Source organism: Mesorhizobium sp. WSM3866 (genome assembly GCF_002294795.1).
Lineage (GTDB): Bacteria > Pseudomonadota > Alphaproteobacteria > Rhizobiales > Rhizobiaceae > Mesorhizobium.
Window position 1 is genome coordinate 88,215 of sequence record NZ_NSGC01000002.1, and the last position, 21,467, is coordinate 109,681.

Genomic DNA, 21,467 nt, shown 5'->3' on the forward strand with positions numbered 1-21,467 from the left:
ATCGCCTGCCCTAGCGCGTCTTGCCCCGCAGGGCAACGATCGCCGCCGCGGTTTCCTCGATCGAGCGCCGGCTGACGTCAATCATCGGCCAGCCATGCCTGGTGCAGAGCTGACGCGCGTAGGCGAGCTCCTCGGCGATGGCGGCGCGGTCGACATAGTCGGTCGGCACGTAGTTGTTGCTGTTGCCGAGGATGCGGTTCTGGCGAACATGCGAGATGCGCTCGGCCGTGGCGACGAGGCCGACGATCAGCGGCGTCCTGGCGTTGATCAGGCTTTCCGGCAGCGGCACGCCGAGCACGATCGGAATGTTGGCGGTCTTGATTCCGCGATTGGCGAGATAGATGCTCGTCGGCGTCTTGGAGGTGCGCGAGATGCCGATCAGCACGACATCGGCATCGTCCATGTTGGCCGGCAACTGGCCGTCGTCATGCTCCATGGTGAAGTTCAGCGCATCGATGCGGCGGAAATATTCGGCGTCGAGCACATGCTGGGCGCCGACGCGCCGACCGGCCGGCGTGCCGAGATAGGACTGGAAGACGCTGAGCACGGGCTCCAGCACCGAAACGCAAGGCAGGCCCATGGCGGCGCAGCGCTCGTCGATGCTGCGCGCGAGCTTCTGGTCGACCACGGTGTAGAGAATGATGCCGGGCTCCTCTTCGATATCCTCGAACACCTTGGCGACCTGCTTTTCCGTGCGGATCAGCGGATAAATATGCTCGATGGCGCGTGCGTCCTTATATTGGGCGGAGGCGGCGCGGCCTGCCGCCAGCAGCGTCTCGCCGGTGGCGTCGGAAATCAGATGCAGATGGAAGAAGCTCTGGGGTTTGTTCACAAGAGTTGGTTCCAGACTGTGGGCAGATGTGGACAAGGTTGGACAGAAAGGTCGTGACGTCGAAGGCGACTGTATCAGATGCCACCTTGTCCACAATTCGCCCCGCTGTAGGCTTTGTCGGCGCGCTGGGGACAAAACCGGGGATCAACTTTTCTTGGCCGATATCATCCACAGCTCGAGGTCCGCAGCAGAAGAGCCAAGGCGCTGACTCGAAAGCCTGAATCCGGTTCGTCCCCAGATCGCTCCAAATTGAGAAAGCGGCTGCGCGACAATATGCTGACTGGCCTTTTCGAGCGGCAGGCGGGACAGGTCGCAACCACCACAACCAACAGACTCTTAGAATCAGAAGACTCTTTTAAAATAGATATTTGATTTAAGAGACCTGGAGAGGGCGAGCACTGGATGGCTGGGAAACGGATCATGCTGGACGTCCTCAAGGGCGAGACGGTTTCACCGCCGCCGCTCTGGATGATGCGTCAGGCAGGGCGTTATCTGCCGGAGTATCGCGAGACCCGGAAGCGGGCCGGTTCTTTCCTCGATCTCTGCTATGATCCGGATCTTGCCGTCGAGGTGACGCTGCAGCCGATCGAGCGCTTCGGCTTCGATGCTTCTATCCTGTTTTCCGATATCCTGGTTGTGCCCGATGCGCTGGGACGAGATGTCCGCTTCGAAGAGGGACACGGGCCGATCCTCAAGCCGATTGCGGCGGCCGAAATCGAGGCCCTGGACGGCCAAACGTTTCACGTGAATCTCGAACCGGTCTACGAAACGGTCCGCCGTCTGCGTGCGAAGCTTCCGGTGGAAACGACCTTGATCGGCTTCTGCGGCGCGCCGTGGACGGTGGCGACCTATATGATTGCCGGCCACGGCACGCCGGATCAGGGACCGGCCAGGCTTTTTGCCTATCGCGAGCCGGAGGCCCTTGCGCGGCTCCTGAAGATACTGGCCGATCATTCGGCCGCCTATCTCATCCGCCAGATCGAGGCCGGCGCCGATGTGGTGCAGATTTTCGACTCCTGGTCGGGTGTTCTCGATGAAGCGTCCTTTGAGGCGTTTTGCATCGAGCCCGTTGCGGAGATTGTCCGGCAAGTGAAGGCCGCGCGTCCGGATGTTCCGGTGATCGGGTTCCCCAAGGGCGCCGGCGAGCGCTATCGCGATTACAGGAAGAAGACCGGGATCACCGGTCTCGGGATCGACTGGACCGTGCCGCTGTCGATGGCGCAGGAATTGCAACGCGAAGGCGCGGTGCAGGGCAATCTCGATCCGCTTCGCCTGGTTGCCGGCGGCAGGGCGCTGGCCGACGGCGTCGATGCCATCCTTAGCACGCTGGGCAACGGGCCGCTGATCTTCAATCTCGGCCACGGCATCACGCCGGAAACGCCGGTGGCGCATGTCGAGGCCATGGTGAAAATGGTGCGGAGCCATCGATGACCGAGACGACCAACGAGAACAGCGCCGGCCAGGCGATGAAGCGCATGTTGATCGGCATCGTCCTGCTAGTCGTCCTGACCGCCCTGCTCTTCCTTGTGGCGCCTGATAGCTTCTATCCCTGGGCGAAGGCAATCCATGTGATTGCCGTCATCGCCTGGATGGCGGGGATGCTCTATCTGCCTCGGCTCTTCGTCTATCATGTCGATGCCGAGAAAGGCTCCGTGCAGTCCGAGACCTTCAAGGTGATGGAGCGCCGGCTGCTGCGCGCCATCATCAACCCGGCGATGACCGTGACCTGGGTGTTCGGGCTTTGGCTCGCCTGGAGGGGTTTCGGTTTCCAGGGCGGCTGGCTGCACGCCAAGATCCTCGCCGTGCTGCTGCTTTCGGGTCTGCACGGCTATCTCGCCGGCGCGGTGAGAAAATTTGCCGAGGACAAGAACGAAAAGCCGGCGAGGCACTGGCGGATCGTCAATGAACTCCCCACATTGCTGATGATCGTCATCGTCATCCTGGTCATCGTGAAGCCGTTCTGAGGCTTCCCCACACCCGGCAAAAGGCGGCTTGCTCTTTCAGGCGACCGACGATAAAAGACGGGTCTTCCTTCCCGTCATGCGCCGCCCCTTTCTCGCTTTCGGCCGCGCCCGGCATTTGTCGCATCCAGCCGATTTTTTCTCCCCAAAGCCTACCCAGAGTCCATCTAATGCAAGAAATGAAACTCGCAGAGTTCAAGAATAAGAAGCCGCCGGAGCTGATCGCTTACGCCGAATCGCTCGAGGTGGAGAACGCCAGCGTCATGCGTAAGCAGGAGCTGATGTTCGCGATCCTGAAAAAGCTCGCCATCCAGGACGTCGAGATCATCGGCGAAGGCGTGGTCGAGGTACTGCAGGACGGTTTCGGCTTCCTGCGCTCGGCCAACGCCAATTACCTGCCGGGTCCCGACGATATCTATATTTCACCGTCGCAGATCAGGCGCTTTTCGCTGAAGACCGGCGATACGGTCGAAGGGCCGATCCGCAGCCCGAAAGAGGGCGAGCGTTATTTCGCGCTGCTCAAGGTCAACACCATCAATTTCGATGATCCGGAGAAGATCCGGCACAAGATACACTTCGACAACCTGACGCCGCTCTACCCGACCTCGCGGCTGAAGATGGAGGTGGACAATCCCCCGACCAAGGACATCTCGCCGCGTGTGATCGACCTGGTGGCGCCGATCGGCAAGGGCCAGCGCGCGCTGATCAACGCTCAGCCGCGCACCGGTAAGACGGTGCTGTTGCAGAACATCGCGCACTCGATCACCGCCAACCATCCGGAATGCTACCTGATCGTTCTTCTGATCGACGAGCGTCCGGAGGAAGTCACCGACATGCAGCGCTCGGTCAAGGGCGAAGTCATTTCCTCGACCTTCGACGAACCGGCGGCGCGCCATGTGCAGGTCGCCGAAATGGTGATCGAGAAGGCCAAGCGCCTGGTCGAGCATGGGCGCGATGTCGTCATCCTGCTCGATTCCATCACCCGCCTCGGCCGCGCCTACAACACCGTGGTGCCGTCATCCGGCAAGGTGTTGACCGGCGGTGTTGACGCCAACGCGCTGCAGCGTCCGAAGCGCTTCTTCGGCGCCGCGCGCAACATTGAGGAAGGCGGGTCGCTGACCATCATCGCCACCGCGCTGATCGACACCGGCAGCCGCATGGACGAAGTCATTTTCGAAGAGTTCAAGGGCACCGGTAACTGTGAAATCCAGCTCGACCGCAAGGTGGCCGACAAACGCATCTACCCGGCGATCGACATCCTCAAGTCCGGGACCCGCAAGGAGGACCTTCTGGTGCCGCGTTCGGATCTGCAGAAGATCTTCGTGCTGCGCCGGATCCTTGCGCCGATGGGAACGACCGATGCGATCGAATTCCTCATCGACAAGCTCAAGCAGACCAAGACCAACGCGGATTTCTTCGATTCGATGAATACCTGATCGGGCGCCGAGGGACCGGTCCTTTCTTCGGCATACAAGGCGGAGCAAGGAGCGAGGCGACGCTGCGCAGAACCCTAAGTCCATGCCGTTGTTTTTTGAGCTTTGCGGCGGTGCAGAATTCCGCACCGCCGCATTCATCGGAAGCGCCGCGACATAGATCCTGGGTCAAACCGAGGAGACGAAGCTGTTTATTCCCGCCGCAACAGCTTCTCCAACTCGCCCGCATCCGTAACCGCCGGCAGGCATGTCTGTCCGCTGCAGAACCAGGCTCCCGGCTTGTCCGTCGGCGGCAGCACGCCGCCCGGCAAAAGCGGTTGATTCGCTTCCGTACCGATGGGCAGTACGACATCGACCCGGCGTGGATCGGAACTTCGATTCGCCACCGGAACAAGGCTTGAGGAATCAAGCTTGTCTATGATGACGAGCTTCAGCGGTTCGAGCGCCAGCGCGCAGGCGTTGATGATGCCGGCCTGGCCGTAGGCTTGCTGCGCGGCGCGACCCATGGCGTGTTCGGCTGTCGTCCATGCCTTTGCCCAAAGATGGTGATCGCCGGTAAGGGACGAGAGCCGGACCAGCGCCTCGACGATCTGGCCGGTGGCGGAGGGGATTGCCTCATCGACATCGCCGCGGATACGGATCGGCACATCGACGCTGTCGGACGCCGTCAGATAATAGCCGGTCTTTTCAGGATCCTGATGCCAGCGGTCGAGCCGATCGATGAACTGCCGGGCATGGTCCATATAGGCAGAACTGCCGGTTGCCTCGAACAGCGCGATCGCCGCGTTGGTCATGGCGGCATAGTCGCTCGACAGCGCCGGGAAAAGCTTCTTGTCGCCGAGCATCGAATGCGGCAGGCGGCGGTCCTTGCTGGCTTCGACGATGTGGGCGAAGGCCTTGACGGCGGCGTCCACCCAGTCGGCTCGCCCGACGGAGCGGCCCGCTTCCGCGAGGGCCGCAATCATCAATCCGTTCCAATCGGTAAGCGCCTTGGCGTCGCGGCCGGGCCTGACGCGATTTTCTCTGGCAGCTAGCAATTTCGCCTTCAGCGCTGCGAGCTGAGCGTCATCGCTGATCCCCTGGCGCTGCTGTGCCTCGCTCTGGCGGATGATGGGCTTGCCTTCCCAGCCATGCGGAGCGGCGAGCTCGAAATATTGGAAGAAGCGAGCGGAATCAGCACCGAGTGCGGCTTCAACCTCTTCCCCGCTCCAGGTGTAGAACAACCCCTCCTCGCCTTCGCTGTCGGCATCGAGGCTGGCCGCAAAAGCGCTGCCCTCGACGCGCATTTCCCGCAGCAGCCAGCCCACGGTTTCCTCGATTCGCTTCCGAAACAACTCATTGCCTGTTGCCGCGAAGGCCCAATTGCACATGCGGATGAGTTGGGCGTTGTCGTAAAGCATCTTCTCGAAATGCGGGACCAGCCATTCGGCATCGGTCGAGTAACGGCTGAGACCGCCGCCGACATGGTCGTAGATGCCGCCGGCGAGCATTTTTTCCAGGCTGATGAGCACGGCGTCGCGATGGGCGGTCTGGCCGTCGCGCAGCCAGGACAGCCACAGACTGTGCATGAAGGGCGCGTTGGGGAATTTCGGCGCGCCGCGCAAGCCGCCGAGATCGCGGTCGATCATGCCCTCGATGCGGCCGGCAAGATCGGCAAGCGTGCCGCGGTCGAGCACCGCCTTTCCCTTCGCGCCGGCCAGCCGCTGCTCGACATGGGTGGTCAGCGCGTCGGCGCTTTGGCCAAGGCTCTCCTGCTTCTCGCGCCAGGCCTTGTCGACCGCCTCCAGCACCTGGACAAAGCCCGGCCGTCCATAGCGCGCCTCGCGCGGAAAATAGGTGCCGCCCCAGAAAGGCTTGCCATCGGGCGTGAGGAACATGGTCAGCGGCCAGCCGCCCTGCTCGCCCATGGCATGGAGTGCCGCCATGTAGATCTGGTCGATATCCGGGCGCTCCTCGCGATCGACCTTGATATTGACGAAGAGGCGGTTCATGACGGCGGCGACGGCATCGTTCTCGAAGCTTTCATGGGCCATGACATGGCACCAGTGGCAGGCGGCATAGCCGATGGACAGCAGGATCGGCCGTCCGAGTTCCTTCGCCTCGGCAAGGGCGGCCGGAGACCAGCCCCGCCAATGCACGGGATTGTCGCTGTGCTGCTGCAGATAGGGGCTGGCCTCTTCGGCAAGCAGGTTTCGCGCGGGCAAGGTCACAATGAGCGGCTCGGCTTGGTTGATGAGCAGGCAATTCCGGGAAAGCTACGGCTGACGTCCGGAACGGCGCCTGAAAGAAGATACCTAGGGTGGTTCGGCAGGTCGGGCAAATGGCAACCTCGAAGGAATCTATCGTAGCGCTGTCGAGCGGTCGCCTGCCCGCCGGCATCGCCGTGATCCGCATCTCCGGCCCGAAGACTCGATTCGTACTCGAAACGATTGCCGGCGGCGGTATTAAGGATCGCTTTGCCACTTTGCGCAAGCTGATGGGACCGGACGGTTCGGTCATCGATCACGGGCTTGTCGTGTTCTTTCCCGGACCTAGCAGCTTCACCGGCGAGGACGTTGGCGAGTTCCATGTACACGGCAGCCGCGCCGTTGCGGCAAAAATGCTGGAAACGCTCACCGGCTTTGCCGGCGTCAGACATGCCCAGCCTGGCGAATTCACGCGGCGCGCCTTTCTCAACGGCAAGCTCGATCTGGTCGAGACCGAGGCGCTGGCGGACCTCGTCAATGCCGAGACGGAGGCGCAGCGACGCTTTGCCGTGCGTAACGCCGAGGGCGCGCAGAGCGAGCTCTATTCGGGGTGGCGCCGGCGGTTGATCCATGCCCGGGCAATGATCGAGGCGGAAATCGACTTCGCTGAGGAGGAGGATGTGCCGGGTTCGGTCTCGAAGGCGGTCTGGACCGATGTGGCGGCGATGGCCGACGAGATCGAACGCCATATTCAGGGGTTCAAGGCGGCCGAGATCATTCGCGATGGCTTCGAGGTCGTCATCCTCGGCGCGCCGAACGCCGGCAAGTCCAGTCTGTTCAACGCCCTGGCCCAACGCGAGGCGGCAATCGTCACCGACGAGCCGGGCACCACGCGCGACCTGCTGGAGGTGGTGCTGGACCTCCACGGGATGAGAGTTCGGGTCGTCGATACGGCAGGCCTGCGCGAGGCCGCCGGCAAGGTGGAGACGATCGGCATCGAACGAGCGCGTGCCAAGGCCGGTGGCGCGGACCTGGTTTTGCTGCTGGAGGATATGGTCGATCCACAGCCCGTCGGCGCGGTTCCGACAGGTGTTCCGCTCCTGAGGATCGGGACCAAAACCGATCTCATGGGAGCGCGTAGAGGGGCCTATGATTTGGCCATCTCTTCCAAGGAAGGTATCGGAATTTCGGAACTGCTGGACGAGATTGCGGGTCGCGCCGCTGCCGCAGTCGGAGGGGCCGGTGATATCTTGCCGTCGAGGCTCCGCCATGTCGAGCTGCTGGAGGAGGCGAAGGATTTTCTCTTGGCGGCGCTGTCGGGGCAAAGCCTGGAGCTGCGCGCGGAAGAGTTGCGGGTGGCCACGGACCGGCTTGGGCGAATTATCGGCGCTGTCGATGTCGAGGATATGCTCGACGTCATCTTTTCGCAGTTCTGCATCGGCAAGTGATTCACTTGGGACGCGGGGCGGCTGTGCGCTCCGGATGATTCACGTGAAACAACGGCAGGATGCGGCGGATGGTGTTTCACGTGAAACGAGTCCGGGCTCCAGACGCGTCGCGTGCTAGCCAAACGGCGCTGCCCCTCATTGCCTGCCTCGTAGAAGGCGAGGACGGCTGGCCACTAAAGCAACGGCGCTGATTCGCAGCGCTTGAGAAGTGAAAAATCGTCCGTGGGATAAGCGCCTTCCTTCCTTCGGGACGAGGTCGGACAGGCAGACCACTGGCACGCAGCCCCATCCCCGGCGATCACCTCCGCAACGGACTGCATCCTTGACAGCGGAGGCTGGCGGGGACATGTGTCAAAGCATCTCTGAAACGGATTCTTGCAATGACCAATCACTATGACGTGGTGGTGGTGGGCGGCGGCCATGCCGGATGCGAAGCGGCGAGCGCGGCTGCGCGCGCCGGCGCCCGGACGGCGCTGGTGACGCTCCGCTTCGAGACGATCGGCGTCATGTCCTGCAATCCGGCCATCGGCGGCCTCGGCAAGGGTCATCTCGTGCGCGAGATCGACGCCATGGACGGGTTGATGGGCCGCATTGCGGACGCTGCCGGAATCCAATTCCGCCTGCTGAACCGCCGCAAGGGCCCAGCGGTGCGTGGGCCGCGGACCCAGGCCGACCGCAAGCTATATCGTCTTGCCATGCAGGCGGCGATCCGCGAGCAGGCCAATCTCGACGTGGTGGAGGGCGAAGTCCTGGACTTCGAGATCGAGGACGGTCGGGTTGCGGCCGTGCTGGTCTCCGGTGACAGGCGGTTCGCCTGCGGCGCCGTGGTGCTGACGACCGGCACGTTCCTGCGCGGGCTGATCCATATAGGAGAGAAGAAGATCGTCGCCGGCCGGATGAACGAGCAGGCGAGCCATGGGCTCTCGGCGACGATGGCGCGGGCCGGTTTCAAGCTCGGGCGGCTGAAGACCGGGACGCCCCCTCGCCTCGACGGCCGCACCATCGATTGGGCCTCGCTGGAACGCCAGGCCGCAGACGATCAGCCGGTGCCGTTCTCGCTGATGACAGACCGCATCGCGAACCCGCAGATCAACTGCGGTATCACACGCACTACGCAGGCGACACATGAGTTGATTCGCCTCAATTTGAAGCGTTCGGCGATGTATTCCGGCTCGATCGAAGGCGTTGGGCCGCGCTACTGTCCCTCTATCGAGGACAAGATCGTCAAGTTCGGCGACCGCGAGGGTCACCAGATCTTCCTCGAGCCGGAGGGCCTCGACGACGACACCGTCTATCCGAACGGCATCTCGACCTCGCTGCCGGAAGAGGTGCAACTCGACATGTTGAAGACGATCCCCGGCCTGGAACGGGCGACGATGCTGCAGCCGGGATACGCCATTGAATATGACCACGTCGACCCGCGCGAGCTCAAGCCGACGCTGGAGACGAAGCGCGTCGCCGGGCTGTTTTTGGCCGGGCAGATCAACGGCACCACGGGCTACGAGGAAGCCGGCGCGCAAGGCCTCGTTGCCGGCATCAACGCCGCGCGCAGGGCATCGTCAGGCGAGCCGTTCGTGCTCAGCCGCACCGAAGCCTATATCGGCGTGATGATCGACGACCTCACCAGCCGCGGCATTGCCGAGCCCTATCGCATGTTCACTTCGCGGGCGGAGTTCCGGCTTTCGCTGCGCGCCGACAATGCAGACGAGCGGCTGACGCCGCTGGCCGACCGCTTGGGGATCGTCTCCTCCGAGCGGATGCAACGTTTCGACGCGATCAGTGTGAAGCTCGACGCTGCCCGCGCGCTGGCAAAGTCGATCGCCTTCACGCCGAATGAAGCCGCGCGGCATGGACTGGAGATCAACCGGGACGGCGTTCGGCGTTCCGCCTACGACCTTCTCGCCTATCCCGGCGTCGATATGGTCTGGTTGACGCGGATCGAGCCACGGTTTGGCGAACTCGACCCCAACACGGCAGAGCGGCTTGAGACCGAGGCGAAATATTCCGTCTATCTCGAGCGCCAACAGGCTGACGTGGCGCAGATCAGGCACGAGGAATCGCGGCTCATTCCGGAGACCATCGACTTCGCGGACGTGCCAGGCCTTTCCAATGAGCTGAAGCAGAAGATGAAGGCACGCCGGCCGCGCTCGATTGCCGACGCGCAGCGCATGGAAGGGATGACGCCAGCGGCTCTGGCGATCATTGTCGCGCATGTTCGCAATGCCGAGCTGGCTGCACGAAGGTCGGTCGCGTGAGTGGCGATGCCTGGGCGGACCTGCAGAAGGCAGCGGGTCCGGTTTCACGTGAAACATTCGAGCGGCTGCAGGCCTTCGAGCGGCATTTTCAAAAATGGAACCGCAGCATCAATCTGGCGGCGCCATCGACGCTAGACGACGTCTGGCGCCGCCACATCCTGGACAGCGCCCAGCTTGCGCGAATCGCGCCGACCGCAATGCGCTGGGTCGACCTCGGCTCGGGCGGCGGCTTTCCCGGATTGGTACTCGGTTTTCTGCTTGCAGAGCGGCCGGGCGCCACGATCGATCTGGTTGAAAGCAACCGCAAGAAGGCCTCGTTCCTGCAATCGGTCGTCGGCCAATTCGGCCTACCGGCGCGCGTGCTGGCGCGACGCATCGATGACAGCTATCCACTTGTTTCTGCACCGGAAGTTGTTACGGCGCGGGCATTGGCGGCGCTTCCGGACCTGCTCGATCTTGCCGCACCCTGGCTGACCAAGGGCGCGCGTTCGCTTTTTCACAAAGGCCGGGATTACCGGGCCGAAGTGGAAGAAAGCGCTCACCGCTGGAGCTTCGATCTGGTAGAACATCCAAGCATGACAGACGCTCATGGCGTCATTCTGGAAATCACCGATCTGCACCCGGCGACCCCGCAATGAATCACTGGCATCGACCCATGAAAACTGGACTGCGTATCATCACCGTTGCCAACCAGAAGGGTGGCGTCGGCAAGACGACCACGGCGATCAATCTGGCGACGGCGCTGGCCGCGATCGGCGAGCGCGTGCTGATCGTCGACCTCGATCCGCAGGGCAATGCCAGCACCGGGCTCGGCATCGAACGCAAGGATCGCACCGTCTCGTCCTATGACGTGCTGACCGGCGAGCTCGAGCTGGAGGCGGCCGCGGTGCCGACCGCGGTGCCGGGTTTGTCCATCGTGCCCTCAACCCTCGATCTGCTCGGCATCGAAATGGAGATCGCCTCGGCGCCAGACCGGGTGCTGCGCCTGCGCAATGCGCTGCGTGCGGCAGCCGCGCGCGCGGCGCCGTTCGGCTATGTGCTGATCGACTGCCCGCCGTCGCTCAATCTTTTGACTTTGAATTCAATGGCGGCGGCCGATTCCGTTCTGGTGCCGCTGCAATGCGAGTTCTTCGCGCTGGAAGGCCTTAGCCAATTGCTCGAAACGGTCGAGCAGGTGCGCGGCACGATCAATCCGGACCTCACCATCCAGGGCATCGTGCTCACCATGTTCGATGGCCGCAACAACCTCGCCAACCAGGTGGTGCAGGATGTGCGCGCGCATATGGGCGACAAGGTCTACGAGACGATCATCCCGCGCAACGTGCGCGTTTCCGAAGCGCCGTCCTACGGCAAGCCGGCAATCCTTTACGATCTCAAATGTTCCGGCAGCCAGGCCTATCTGCAGCTTGCCTCGGAAGTGATCCGCCGCGAGCGCAAGCTGCGCGCCGCCTGAATAGCGCAGGCCGAATTTCACTAATTAGTAGCCGATTCGACTCCGAAACGATCTGGACGGAATGATGAGCGAAGACCAATCGAGAAAAAGACTGGGCCGCGGCCTCGCGGCGCTGATCGGCGAGATCGATCGTCCGGCAGCGGCCGAAAAGCCGAGCGCGGTCGCGGCGGATGGCAAGGTGCCGATCGAGTTCGTCAGCCCGAACCCGAAGAACCCGCGCCGGCATTTCGGCGACGCCGAACTCACCGACCTCGCCCAGTCCATCCGAGAGCATGGCGTGGTGCAGCCGGTGGTGGCGCGGCCTTCGCCGTCGCAGCCCGGCCGCTATGAGATCATCGCCGGCGAGCGGCGCTGGCGCGCCGCGCAGCGCGCGGGGCTGACCGAAATCCCGCTCATCGTGCGCGACGTCAACGACCGCACCGCGCTGGAGCTGGCAATCATCGAGAACGTGCAGCGCGCCGATCTCAATCCGGTCGAAGAAGCGCAGGGCTATCAGCAGCTGATCGACGAGCATGGCTACACGCAGGCCGATCTCGGCCAGGTGATCGGCAAGAGCCGCAGTCATGTCGCCAACACGCTGAGGCTCCTGAAGCTGCCTGACGTCATCCGCGACATGCTGGTCGACGGCGCGTTGTCGGCCGGCCATGCCCGCACGCTGGTCACGGCCGGAGATCCGGCGGGGCTCGCCAAGCGGATCGTCGAGGAGGGGCTTTCGGTGCGCCAGGCCGAGGCGCTGGCGCAAATGCCCGCGGGACCGACACCCGCCAAAGTAAGGTCCGCGCCGAGCGCGCCGGGAAAGGATCCCGACACGCTGGCCTTGGAAAAGCTGATGACCGACACGATCGGCATGATTGTCTCGATCGAGCATAAGGCCAAGGGCGGCACGCTGCGGGTCGACTACCGGTCGCTGGATCAGCTCGATGAGTTGTGCCGGCGGCTGAAGGACGACCGATAAGTAGCTGAATTACATGAAATTAGCCGACTAATAAAGTTCTGGCTTAGGATTAGATCTAGGCTGATATATTGGTGATAGGCACAACAAGGGCCGGCCGCTGCGTTGGCCTCTTCTTTTTTGCGGCGCCCGCGATAGGCGAAAGCCGAGGCGCCGGCCAATCGCCTTACAGGGGGAGGGCTGATCGCCTACCTCTGCGCCAATCTCGCGCTTTCCACCGCGATGCCGAGCAGCGCCTGACGGGCTAGCGCCTCCGACAGGTCGGGCCGCTTGCGCGTTTGCAGCACAGCTGCCTGCAGCCGGTTCAGCGCGCGGCCGAGGGCTTCGCTGTTCCAGCGCTCGAGCGTCTTTTCCACCAGCTTGCGGCGCGAGAAGAAGACCGGTGGACGCGCTCCCGCTACGACCGAGGCGGCGTTGCGGCCGCCGGATTCCATCTGGCCGCGCATGACCTGGATCGCCTGCAATTGCCGCATCGCCGAGGACAGCACCAGGAAAGGATGGCCGCCGGACGCACAATGCCGGGTGAAGGCAATGTCGAAATCTCCGACCTTGCCGTCGAGCATGGCGTCGACCGCACCGTCGAAGGAGGCGCCGGAGACATCGCCGGACAAGGCGTTGACGTCGTCGAGGTCGATCTCCTTCTTGCCATGGGCGTAGAGCACCAGCTTGTCGATCTCGCCGCGCGAGGCCAGACGGTCGCCGCCGAGATTGCGGCGCAGCGCCTGGCGGGCGTCGAGCGTCATCGACATGCCGGCCTTGCGCAGCTCGTCGTCGATCACCGAGTCGAGATCCCGGGCCTCGTCGGCGTAGCAGGGCAAGGCGATGGCGTTGCCGGCTGCCTCGACGATGGCCCGCAGGCCAGTGCCCTTCTTCAGGTCGCCCGCCTCGATGAGGATGAGAGCATCCGGCGCCGGCTCCGCCGTCAGCGCCTTGATGTCGTCGGCCAGCGCCTTCTGGTCGCTGGCGTTGCGGACCCAAAGCAGCCGCCGGTCGGAAAACATCGGCACGGTGCGCGCCTCGTCGAGCAGACGGCCTTCGTCGCGGTCGACTTCCGCGCCATCCAGCTTGACCACTGAGAAAGGGTCGTCGAGCGGCAGCCCGGTCTTCAACGCGAAGGTCTTGGCCCGCTCGGCGACCAGGCCGCGATCGGGGCCGTAAAGCAGGACGATGGCCATGGACGGGTCCGGCCGCGCCAGCCACGAATCGACCTCGTATCCCTTCTTCTGTGCCATGCGGGGTGAGTTAGCATGAGGCGGAGACGGAGTGAACGGAGAAGCGGCCGGCCTCTCTTCGTCATCCTCGGGCTTGACCCGAGGATCCATGCCGTGACTTTTGCCGGGGAGCGCCAGGGTGCAGAATATTCTCTAACCGCCGCAACGCGTTGACGTCGCGGCATAGATTCCAGGGTCTGCGCGCGTCGCTCCGCTCCTTGCTCCGCCCTGGAATGACGATCCTGAAGCAGAGTCTGTCACGCCCCTCTGCCCTGCCGAGCATCTCCCCCACGACGGTAGAGATTAGCTGCGTTGGCCGGCGCGCATGCCTTGATTGTCTTTTGTGGCGGCAAACGCTCCGCAAACTTCCGCCAAATTGCGCGACGCTTGCAAACATCGACAAGAAATTTCGGCGCCATATCTGCATCTTATCGGCCATGTGCCGCATCGGCTCGACGAGGCTGATGACCGGGAGGACGGCCGCCATCTCGCCCGATGAAATGGCGGCGCGGATGTGCAAGTATCGCACCGGCAACATTGGAGGACGAAGGTCATGGCCGATGCTGGAATGTTGCGCTTTCATGTTCCCGAGCCCGAGGTTCGGCCCGGCGGCACGCCCGACTTCTCGAATGTGACAATTCCCAAGGCCGGTTCGGTGCCGCGGCCGGAGGTCGATGTCGATCCGCGCACCATCCGCGACATGGCCTTCTCCATCATCCGCGTGCTTAACCGCGCCGGCGAAGCGGTCGGGCCATGGGCCGGGCTGCTCACCGACGAGGAACTGCTCGAAGGCCTGCGCCATATGATGGCGCTCAGGACCTTCGATGCGCGCATGCAGATGGCGCAGCGCCAGGGCAAGACCTCTTTCTACATGCAGCATCTGGGCGAAGAGGCGGTGAGCTGCGCCTTCCGCAAGGCACTCAAGCCTGGCGACATGAATTTCCCGACCTATCGGCAGGCTGGCCTGCTCATCGCCGACGGCTATCCGATGGTTGCGATGATGAACCAGATCTATTCCAACGAGGCCGATCCGCTGAAGGGCCGGCAGCTGCCGATCATGTACTCCTCGAAGGAGCACGGCTTCTTCTCGATCTCCGGCAATCTGGCGACGCAGTACATCCAGGCGGTCGGCTGGGCGATGGCCTCGGCGATCTCCAACGATTCCTGCATCGCCGCGGCCTGGATCGGCGACGGCTCGACCGCGGAGTCCGATTTCCATGCGGCGCTGGTCTTCGCCTCGACCTACAAGGCCCCGGTCGTGCTCAATGTCGTCAACAACCAGTGGGCCATCTCCACCTTCCAGGGCATTGCCCGCGGCGGCTCGGGCACTTTCGCCGCGCGCGGTCTAGGCTTCGGCATCCCGTCGCTGCGGGTCGACGGCAACGACTATCTCGCCGTCCATGCGGTAGCCAAATGGGCGATCGAGCGGGCGCGTCGCAATCTCGGGCCGACCCTGGTCGAATATGTCACCTATCGCGTCGGCGCGCATTCGAGCTCGGACGATCCGTCGGCCTACCGGCCGAAGGCGGAATCGGACGCCTGGCCGCTCGGCGACCCGATCATCCGGCTGAAGAACCATCTCATCCACAAGCAAGTCTGGACGGAACAGCGCCACATCCAGGCGGAAGCCGAGATCCTCGAAACCGTGATCGCGGCGCAGAAGGAAGCCGAAAGCCACGGCACGCTGCATGCCGGCGGCAAGCCGTCGACGCGCGACATGTTCGAGGGCGTCTATGCCGAAACACCGCCGCATCTCAGGCGTCAACGCCAGCAGGCGGGGGTCTGATCGATGCCCAGACGCACCATGATCGAGGCGATCCGCGACGCCATGGATGTCTCGATGGCGCGCGACGAGCGCGTCATCGTCTATGGCGAGGATGTCGGCTTTTTCGGCGGCGTGTTCCGCTGCACGCAGGGCCTGCAGGCCAAATACGGCAAGAACCGCTGCTTCGATGCGCCGATCAGCGAATCCGGCATTGTCGGCTCGGCGATCGGCATGGCCGCCTATGGGCTGAGGCCCTGCGTCGAGGTGCAGTTCGCCGACTATGTCTATCCGGCTTACGACCAGATCGTCTCGGAGGCGGCGCGGCTGCGCTATCGCTCCAACAACGATTTCACCTGCCCGATCGTCGTCAGGATGCCGACCGGCGGTGGCATCTTCGGCGGCCAGACGCACAGCCAGAGCCCGGAAGCGCTGTTCACGCATGTCTCCGGCCTCAAGACAGTGGTGCCGTCCAATCCGCATGACGCCAAGGGGCTATTGATCGCCGCGATCGAGGATCCGGACCCGGTCATCTTCCTGGAACCGAAGCGGCTCTACAACGGCCCCTTCGACGGCCATCACGACAACCCGGTGACGCCTTGGTCGAAGCACGAGCTCGGCGAGGTGGCGGATGGCCATTACACCGTACCGCTCGGCAAGGCGGCGATCCGCCGGCAAGGCTCGGCGGTCACCGTGCTCGCCTACGGCACCATGGTCTATGTCGCGCAGGCCGCGGCCGCGGAAACCGGCATCGATGCCGAAATCATCGACCTCAGGACGCTCCTGCCGCTCGACCTCGACACGATCGTCACCTCGGTGAAGAAGACCGGGCGCTGCGTCGTCGTGCATGAGGCGACGCTGACCTCCGGCTTCGGCGCCGAGCTCGCGGCGCTGGTGCAGGAGAACTGCTTCTACCATCTGGAGGCGCCAGTGGCGCGGGTCGCCGGCTGGGACACGCCCTATCCGCATGCGCAGGAGTGGGAGTATTTCCCCGGCCCCGCGCGGGTCGGGCGCGCGCTCGTCGAGACCATGGAAGCCTGAGGGGGGCCGGACGATGGGCGAATATGTCATCAAGCTTCCCGATGTCGGCGAAGGCGTCGCCGAGGCCGAGCTTGTCGAATGGCATGTCAAGATCGGCGACCTGGTGCGCGAGGATGCGGTGCTGGCGGCCGTCATGACCGACAAGGCGACCGTCGAGATCCCCTCGCCGGTCGATGGCGAGATCCTCTGGCTCGGCGCCGAGATCGGCGACACGGTGGCGATCGGCTCGCCGATCGTGCGGCTCAAAATCGCCGGCGAAGGCAACGTGAAAGCAGGCAGCGGTGCCAAGGCCGCGCCGAAGGCAGAAGCGCCGGCCGAGCCCGTGGAGGCAAAGTCCCAACCGCTGTCGGACGCCTCGAAAGCGGCGCCGAAACCGGCACAGCCTTCCGTCGCGGCACCGAAGGCTGGGCGCCCGGCGTCCGTCATCGGCGCGCCGCGCGCGGAAGGCGAAAAGCCGCTGGCTTCTCCTGCCGTCCGACTGCGCGCCAAGGAAGCCGGCATCGATCTGCGCCAGGTTGCAGGCAGCGGTCCGGCCGGGCGCATCAGCCATGAGGACATCGAGGCCTTCCTGGCGCGCGGCCCGCGGCTTGCCCGCGCCACCGGCCTTGCCCGCAAGGAGGGCATCGAGGACATCAAGGTCGTCGGGCTGCGGCGCAAGATCGCCGAGAAGATGGCGCTCGCAAAGTCGCACATTCCCCATATCACCTATGTCGAGGAGATCGACGTCACGGCGCTGGAAGAACTGCGCGCGGCGCTCAACAAAGAGAAGCGGCAAGACCGGCCGAAGCTGACGCTGCTGCCGTTCCTGATGCGGGCAATGGTCAAGGCGATCGCCGATCAGCCGAACCTCAACGCGCTGTTCGACGACGAGGCCGGCGTTATTCACCAACACGCGGGCATCCATGTCGGCATCGCCGCCCAGACGCCGACCGGGCTCGTCGTGCCGGTGGTCAAGCATGCCGAGGCGCGCGACCTCTGGGAAAGCGCCGCCGAGATCAACCGGCTTGCCGACGCGGCCAAGTCCGGCACGGCGACGCGCGATGAGCTTTCCGGCTCGACCATCACCATCACCTCGCTCGGGGCGATGGGCGGCGTGGCGACCACGCCGGTCATCAATTATCCGGAAGTGGCGATCGTCGGCGTCAACAAGATCATGGTGCGGCCGGTATGGGACGGCGCGCAGTTCCTTCCGCGCAAGATTATGAATCTGTCGTCCAGCTTCGACCATCGCGTCATCGACGGCTGGGACGCCGCGGTTTTCGTGCAGCGGATCAAGGCGTTGCTTGAGACGCCGGCGCTGATCTTCGTGGAATAGTCGTATGGATACGGACGACGTTGCCCCCTCGTCATCCTCGGGCTTGACCCGAGGATCCATGCCGCGACCTCGCCCGAAGGGCGCGGCGGACCAGAATTCTGGACCGTTGCAACGCCTTCACGTCACGGCATGGATCCTGGGGTCTACGCGCGTCGCTACGCTCCTTGCTCCGCCCCAGGATGACGAGATTCCACGGATATCGGCCAATCGCCACGGTCTGCGTTCGCCAGGCCCTAACCCTCTGCCAAAATCCCCGTGCTCAGCAACGAGAAGCCCATGAAAGAGATCTCCTGCAAGCTGCTCGTCATCGGCGCCGGTCCGGGCGGCTATGTCTGCGCCATCCGCGCCGGGCAACTCGGCGTCGACACGGTGATCGTCGAGTTCGGCAAGCCGGGCGGCACCTGCCTCAATGTCGGCTGCATCCCGTCCAAGGCGCTCATTCACGCGGCGGAAGAGTTCGAGAAGATCGCGCACATCGCCGGCGGCAAGGGGCCGCTCGGCATCGCGGTCGCCCCGCCGACGCTCGACCTGACCAAGACGGTCGCATGGAAGGACGGCATCGTTAGCCGGCTGAACAGCGGCGTCGCTGGGCTGCTGAAGAAGGCCAAGGTCAAGACCGTGCAGGGCTGGGCGACGTTCCGCGACGGCAAGACCGTCGAGGTCGAGACCGAGACGGGAAGCCAGGTGATCCGCGCCGAGGCGGTGGTGATCGCCAGCGGCTCGGTGCCGGCCGAACTGCCGTTCCTGCCCTTCGGCGGCCCGGTCATCTCGTCGACCGAAGCGCTGGCGCTGAGCGAGGTGCCGGACAAGCTCGCCGTCGTCGGCGGCGGCTATATCGGGCTCGAGCTCGGCATGGCCTTCGCCAAGATGGGCGCCAAGGTCGCCGTGGTCGAAGCCCTGCCGCGCGTGCTTGCGCAATATGATGCCGAGCTGACGCGGCCGGTGCTGAAGCGGCTCGGCGAGCTCGGCATCGAGGTGATGCTGGGTGCCAAGGCCAAGGGGCTGTCGACCAAGGGCGATGCGCTGCTGGTCGAGATGGCAGATGGCAAGAACGCCAAGCTCGCCGCCGACAGGGTCCTGGTGACGGTGGGGCGCAAGCCGCTCACCGAGGGCTGGGGGCTGGAGCAGATCGACCTCGACATGGTCGGAAGATTCATCCGCATCGACGACCAGTGCCGCACCTCGATGCGGGGCATCTACGCTATCGGCGATGTCACCGGAGAGCCGATGCTGGCGCACCGGGCGATGGCGCAGGGCGAGATGGTGGCCGAGATCGTCGCCGGCCACAAGCGAGGCTGGGACAAGCGCGCGATCCCGGCGATCTGCTTCACCGATCCCGAGCTGGTCACCGCCGGCCTGTCGCCGGACGAGGCGAAGGCGCTCGCCGGCGAGATCAAGATCGGACATTTTCCGTTCGCCGCCAACGGCCGCGCCATGACCAGGCAAGGCGAGGACGGGTTCGTGCGCATCGTCGCCCGCGCGGACAACCATCTGGTGCTGGGCATCCAGGCGGTCGGGCAGGGCGTTTCGGAACTGGCCGCGGCCTTTGGCCTGGCGCTCGAAATGGGCGCGCGGCTGGAGGATATAGCAGGCACCATTCATGCGCATCCGACCCAGGGCGAGGGCTTCCAGGAAGCGGCGCTGAAGGCGCTCGGGCACGCGCTGCATGTTTAGAGGGAGCGTGATCTCCCCCCTTGAGGGGGAGATGGCCGGCAGGCCAGAGGGGGTCGCCGCGCGTGAAGCGCTGACTTCCTCTTTGGCTTTCACATGCGCTGCACTGGCTGAGAGGACCCCCCTCTGTCGCCTTCGGCGACATCTCCCCCTCAAGGGGGGAGATCACACAGCTCAGCCCGCCAGGCGGCTCGCCGTCTCGTGCTGGGCGTAGGCTCGGCCGAAGCGGTTGGCCAGAAATGCGTCGAGCGCGATGTCTTCCTGCCGGACGAAACCTTTCGCCGGCAGCGTGCCGTCGGCCAGCATGTCGAGCACGGCGCAGATGCCGGAGGCGGTGGTGATCTGGATGGCGCTGCGAACGAGGTTGCCGACGCGGTGCGAATAGATCTTGTTGGCGTAGGTCTCCTGCAGCAGGCGACCGTTGCGGCGGCCCGAGACGGTGACGAAGACGATGACGACATCCTGCAGCGTCGCCGGCAGGGCGCTCTCGAAAATGTCCTTCAGCACGTCGCGGCGGTGGCGCAGCCCGAGGTCGTTGAGCAGCGCCTTCATGATCGCGGCATGGCCGGGATAGCGGATGGTGCGGTAGTTCAGGGTCCGCACCTTACCCTTCAGCGTCTCGGCCAGAGTGCCGAGACCGCCGGAGGTATTGAAAGCCTCATAGGTGACGCCGTCGAGCGAGAATTCCTCGCGCTCCTCCAGCGGCGGCACCTCGACCAGCTCGCCCTCGACGATCGCCTCGCATGGCTCGCAATATTCGTTGATGACGCCGTCGGTGCTCCAGGTGAGATTGTAGTTCAACGCATTCGACGGATATTGCGGCAGCGCGCCGACGCGCATGCGCACGCTTTCCAGCGTGTCGAAGCGGCTGGCCAGATCGTTGGCGACGATCGAGATGAAGCCCGGCGCCAGGCCGCATTGCGGGATGAAGGCGCTCTTGCCCTCGCGCGCCAGCTCCTTGACCCGACGGGTGCTGGCGACGTCCTCGGTGAGGTCGAGATAATGCACGCCCGCCTTCGCCGCAGCCTCGGCGATGCGGGTGGTGAGGTGGAAGGGCGCGGCGCTCAGCACGGCGAATTTGCCGGCAAGCGCTGCCTCAAGCGCGCCGGGCACGGCGATGTCGAGCTCCTTGCTCTCGACGCCGGCCGGCAATTCGGCTGCGGCGAGCTGGGCCGCCGAGCGGTCGACCACCGTGACGCGGTAGTCTCCCGTGGTAGTAAGCATTTCAGCGATGGTCGAGCCGATCTTGCCGGCGCCGACGACAACAATGTTTTTCATGACGATACCCCTGTCAGGTCGAAGGAATCATCGCAGCTTGCCTGTCGAAAGGAAGCTCGGAATCTGGCAAAGTGAAGATGAACATAGCGCAATTTGCCGAAGGGTTTCGTCGAAATGATCAGTGAAGCTGAACAGGCCCTGCTGACGCTGCTGCGCGCCAACGCGCGCGCCTCCACCGCCGAGCTGGCGAGAAAGCTCGGCGTGTCGCGCACCACGGTGCAGAGCCGGATCGAGCGGCTGGAGCAGCGCGGCATCATCGCCGGCTACGGCGTCAGGCTGTCGCCCGACTATGAGCAGGGTCTGGTCAAGGCGCATGTGCTGCTCACCGTCACGCCGAAACTCGCCGACAAGGTGGTGCGTAGCCTGGAGGCGATGCCGCCGGTCCGGACGGTGCATTCGGTGAGCGGCAATTTCGACATGATCGTCATCGTCGACGCGCCGTCGATCCGCGATCTCGACGCGCTGCTCGATCAGATCGGGACAATGGAGGGAGTAGAGCGGACGTCGTCGTCGATCATCTTGTCGACGCGGGTTGATCGGTGAGGGCAGCGAAACTGCCAATCTCCCCCCAAGTGAGGGAGATGGCCGGCAGGCCAGAGGAGGTCGCCTCGCGTGGAGCGCCAACTCCATCTGCCGCAGCAGGCCGAGCCCAGTCGGACCGACCCCCTC

The 21,467-nt window shown here is 64.2% G+C and carries 17 protein-coding genes; 13 read left to right on the top strand and 4 right to left on the bottom strand.

All coding sequences use genetic code 11. The annotated features are described in order from the left end of the window. Positions 1 to 10: 10 nt before the first annotated feature. Positions 11 to 832 carry a pyruvate, water dikinase regulatory protein gene (locus CK222_RS04500; protein ID WP_067323508.1) on the bottom strand — a complete coding sequence of 274 codons (822 nt, stop codon included), beginning with the start codon at positions 830 to 832 and terminating at the stop codon, positions 11 to 13. A 402-nt stretch (positions 833 to 1,234) separates the two neighbouring features. On the opposite strand from CK222_RS04500, the gene hemE reads away from it, so the two are divergent. The 3 genes from hemE to rho all read left to right on the top strand — a co-directional run bounded on the left by hemE (position 1,235) and on the right by rho (position 4,229). Continuing rightward, a complete protein-coding gene (gene hemE / locus CK222_RS04505) occupies positions 1,235 to 2,263 on the top strand; it encodes a uroporphyrinogen decarboxylase (RefSeq protein ID WP_095799552.1) in 1,029 nt (342 codons plus the stop codon). Further along, a complete protein-coding gene (hemJ, locus tag CK222_RS04510) occupies positions 2,260 to 2,796 on the top strand; it encodes a protoporphyrinogen oxidase HemJ (RefSeq protein ID WP_095799553.1) in 537 nt (178 codons plus the stop codon). Before hemE ends, hemJ begins: the two co-directional genes overlap by 4 nt. 167 nt (positions 2,797 to 2,963) lie before the next feature. Further along, positions 2,964 to 4,229 (top strand): transcription termination factor Rho, encoded by a 1,266-nt coding sequence (gene rho, locus CK222_RS04515; RefSeq protein ID WP_082953824.1) that lies wholly within the window; start codon positions 2,964 to 2,966, stop codon positions 4,227 to 4,229. Positions 4,230 to 4,417: 188 nt separating this feature from the next. On the opposite strand, the gene CK222_RS04520 is transcribed toward rho, so the two are convergent. Then, positions 4,418 to 6,436: a thioredoxin domain-containing protein gene (locus tag CK222_RS04520; RefSeq protein WP_095799554.1), complete on the bottom strand. Its 2,019-nt coding sequence runs from the start codon at positions 6,434 to 6,436 to the stop codon at positions 4,418 to 4,420. Between the two features lie 110 nt (positions 6,437 to 6,546). Here CK222_RS04520 and mnmE point away from each other — a divergent pair, with 110 nt between their 5' ends. The 5 genes from mnmE (at position 6,547) to CK222_RS04545 (ending at position 12,523) form a co-directional block, all read left to right on the top strand. Next, positions 6,547 to 7,860: a tRNA uridine-5-carboxymethylaminomethyl(34) synthesis GTPase MnmE gene (gene mnmE, locus CK222_RS04525; RefSeq protein ID WP_095799555.1), complete on the top strand. Its 1,314-nt coding sequence runs from the start codon at positions 6,547 to 6,549 to the stop codon at positions 7,858 to 7,860. 380 nt (positions 7,861 to 8,240) lie between these two features. Continuing rightward, complete coding sequence (gene mnmG, locus CK222_RS04530; RefSeq protein ID WP_095799556.1) at positions 8,241 to 10,115, top strand: tRNA uridine-5-carboxymethylaminomethyl(34) synthesis enzyme MnmG; 1,875 nt, start codon at positions 8,241 to 8,243, stop codon at positions 10,113 to 10,115. Continuing rightward, a complete protein-coding gene (gene rsmG, locus CK222_RS04535) occupies positions 10,112 to 10,753 on the top strand; it encodes a 16S rRNA (guanine(527)-N(7))-methyltransferase RsmG (RefSeq protein WP_067323522.1) in 642 nt (213 codons plus the stop codon). Before mnmG ends, rsmG begins: the two co-directional genes overlap by 4 nt. Positions 10,754 to 10,770: 17 nt before the next feature. Beyond that, positions 10,771 to 11,568 (top strand): ParA family protein, encoded by a 798-nt coding sequence (locus CK222_RS04540; RefSeq protein WP_095799557.1) that lies wholly within the window; start codon positions 10,771 to 10,773, stop codon positions 11,566 to 11,568. 64 nt (positions 11,569 to 11,632) lie between these two features. Beyond that, the gene (locus tag CK222_RS04545) at positions 11,633 to 12,523 is read left to right on the top strand and encodes a ParB/RepB/Spo0J family partition protein (RefSeq protein ID WP_095799944.1); all 891 of its coding nucleotides are present in this window, start codon (positions 11,633 to 11,635) and stop codon (positions 12,521 to 12,523) included. Between the two features lie 185 nt (positions 12,524 to 12,708). Here the strand turns inward: CK222_RS04545 and holA are convergent, their stop codons facing one another. Beyond that, a complete protein-coding gene (gene holA, locus CK222_RS04550) occupies positions 12,709 to 13,752 on the bottom strand; it encodes a DNA polymerase III subunit delta (RefSeq protein ID WP_095799558.1) in 1,044 nt (347 codons plus the stop codon). 532 nt (positions 13,753 to 14,284) lie between these two features. Here holA and CK222_RS04560 point away from each other — a divergent pair. The 4 genes from CK222_RS04560 (at position 14,285) to lpdA (ending at position 19,523) form a co-directional block, all read left to right on the top strand. Next, positions 14,285 to 15,517: a 3-methyl-2-oxobutanoate dehydrogenase (2-methylpropanoyl-transferring) subunit alpha gene (locus tag CK222_RS04560; protein WP_095799560.1), complete on the top strand. Its 1,233-nt coding sequence runs from the start codon at positions 14,285 to 14,287 to the stop codon at positions 15,515 to 15,517. A 3-nt stretch (positions 15,518 to 15,520) separates the two neighbouring features. After that, positions 15,521 to 16,534, top strand: a complete 1,014-nt coding sequence (locus CK222_RS04565) for an alpha-ketoacid dehydrogenase subunit beta (RefSeq protein WP_095799561.1) — start codon at positions 15,521 to 15,523, stop codon at positions 16,532 to 16,534. Positions 16,535 to 16,547: 13 nt separating this feature from the next. After that, entirely contained in the window at positions 16,548 to 17,849 is a 1,302-nt protein-coding gene (locus CK222_RS04570) for a dihydrolipoamide acetyltransferase family protein (RefSeq protein WP_095799562.1), read from the top strand. A 276-nt stretch (positions 17,850 to 18,125) separates the two neighbouring features. After that, the gene (gene lpdA, locus CK222_RS04575; RefSeq protein WP_095799945.1) at positions 18,126 to 19,523 is read left to right on the top strand and encodes a dihydrolipoyl dehydrogenase; all 1,398 of its coding nucleotides are present in this window, start codon (positions 18,126 to 18,128) and stop codon (positions 19,521 to 19,523) included. Between the two features lie 171 nt (positions 19,524 to 19,694). On the opposite strand, the gene CK222_RS04580 is transcribed toward lpdA, so the two are convergent. Further along, complete coding sequence (locus tag CK222_RS04580) at positions 19,695 to 20,798, bottom strand: saccharopine dehydrogenase family protein (protein ID WP_067323533.1); 1,104 nt, start codon at positions 20,796 to 20,798, stop codon at positions 19,695 to 19,697. Between the two features lie 114 nt (positions 20,799 to 20,912). Between CK222_RS04580 and CK222_RS04585 the strand changes: the two genes are divergently transcribed. Next, positions 20,913 to 21,341 (top strand): Lrp/AsnC family transcriptional regulator, encoded by a 429-nt coding sequence (locus CK222_RS04585; RefSeq protein ID WP_067323535.1) that lies wholly within the window; start codon positions 20,913 to 20,915, stop codon positions 21,339 to 21,341. The last annotated feature ends 126 nt before the right edge of the window (positions 21,342 to 21,467 follow it).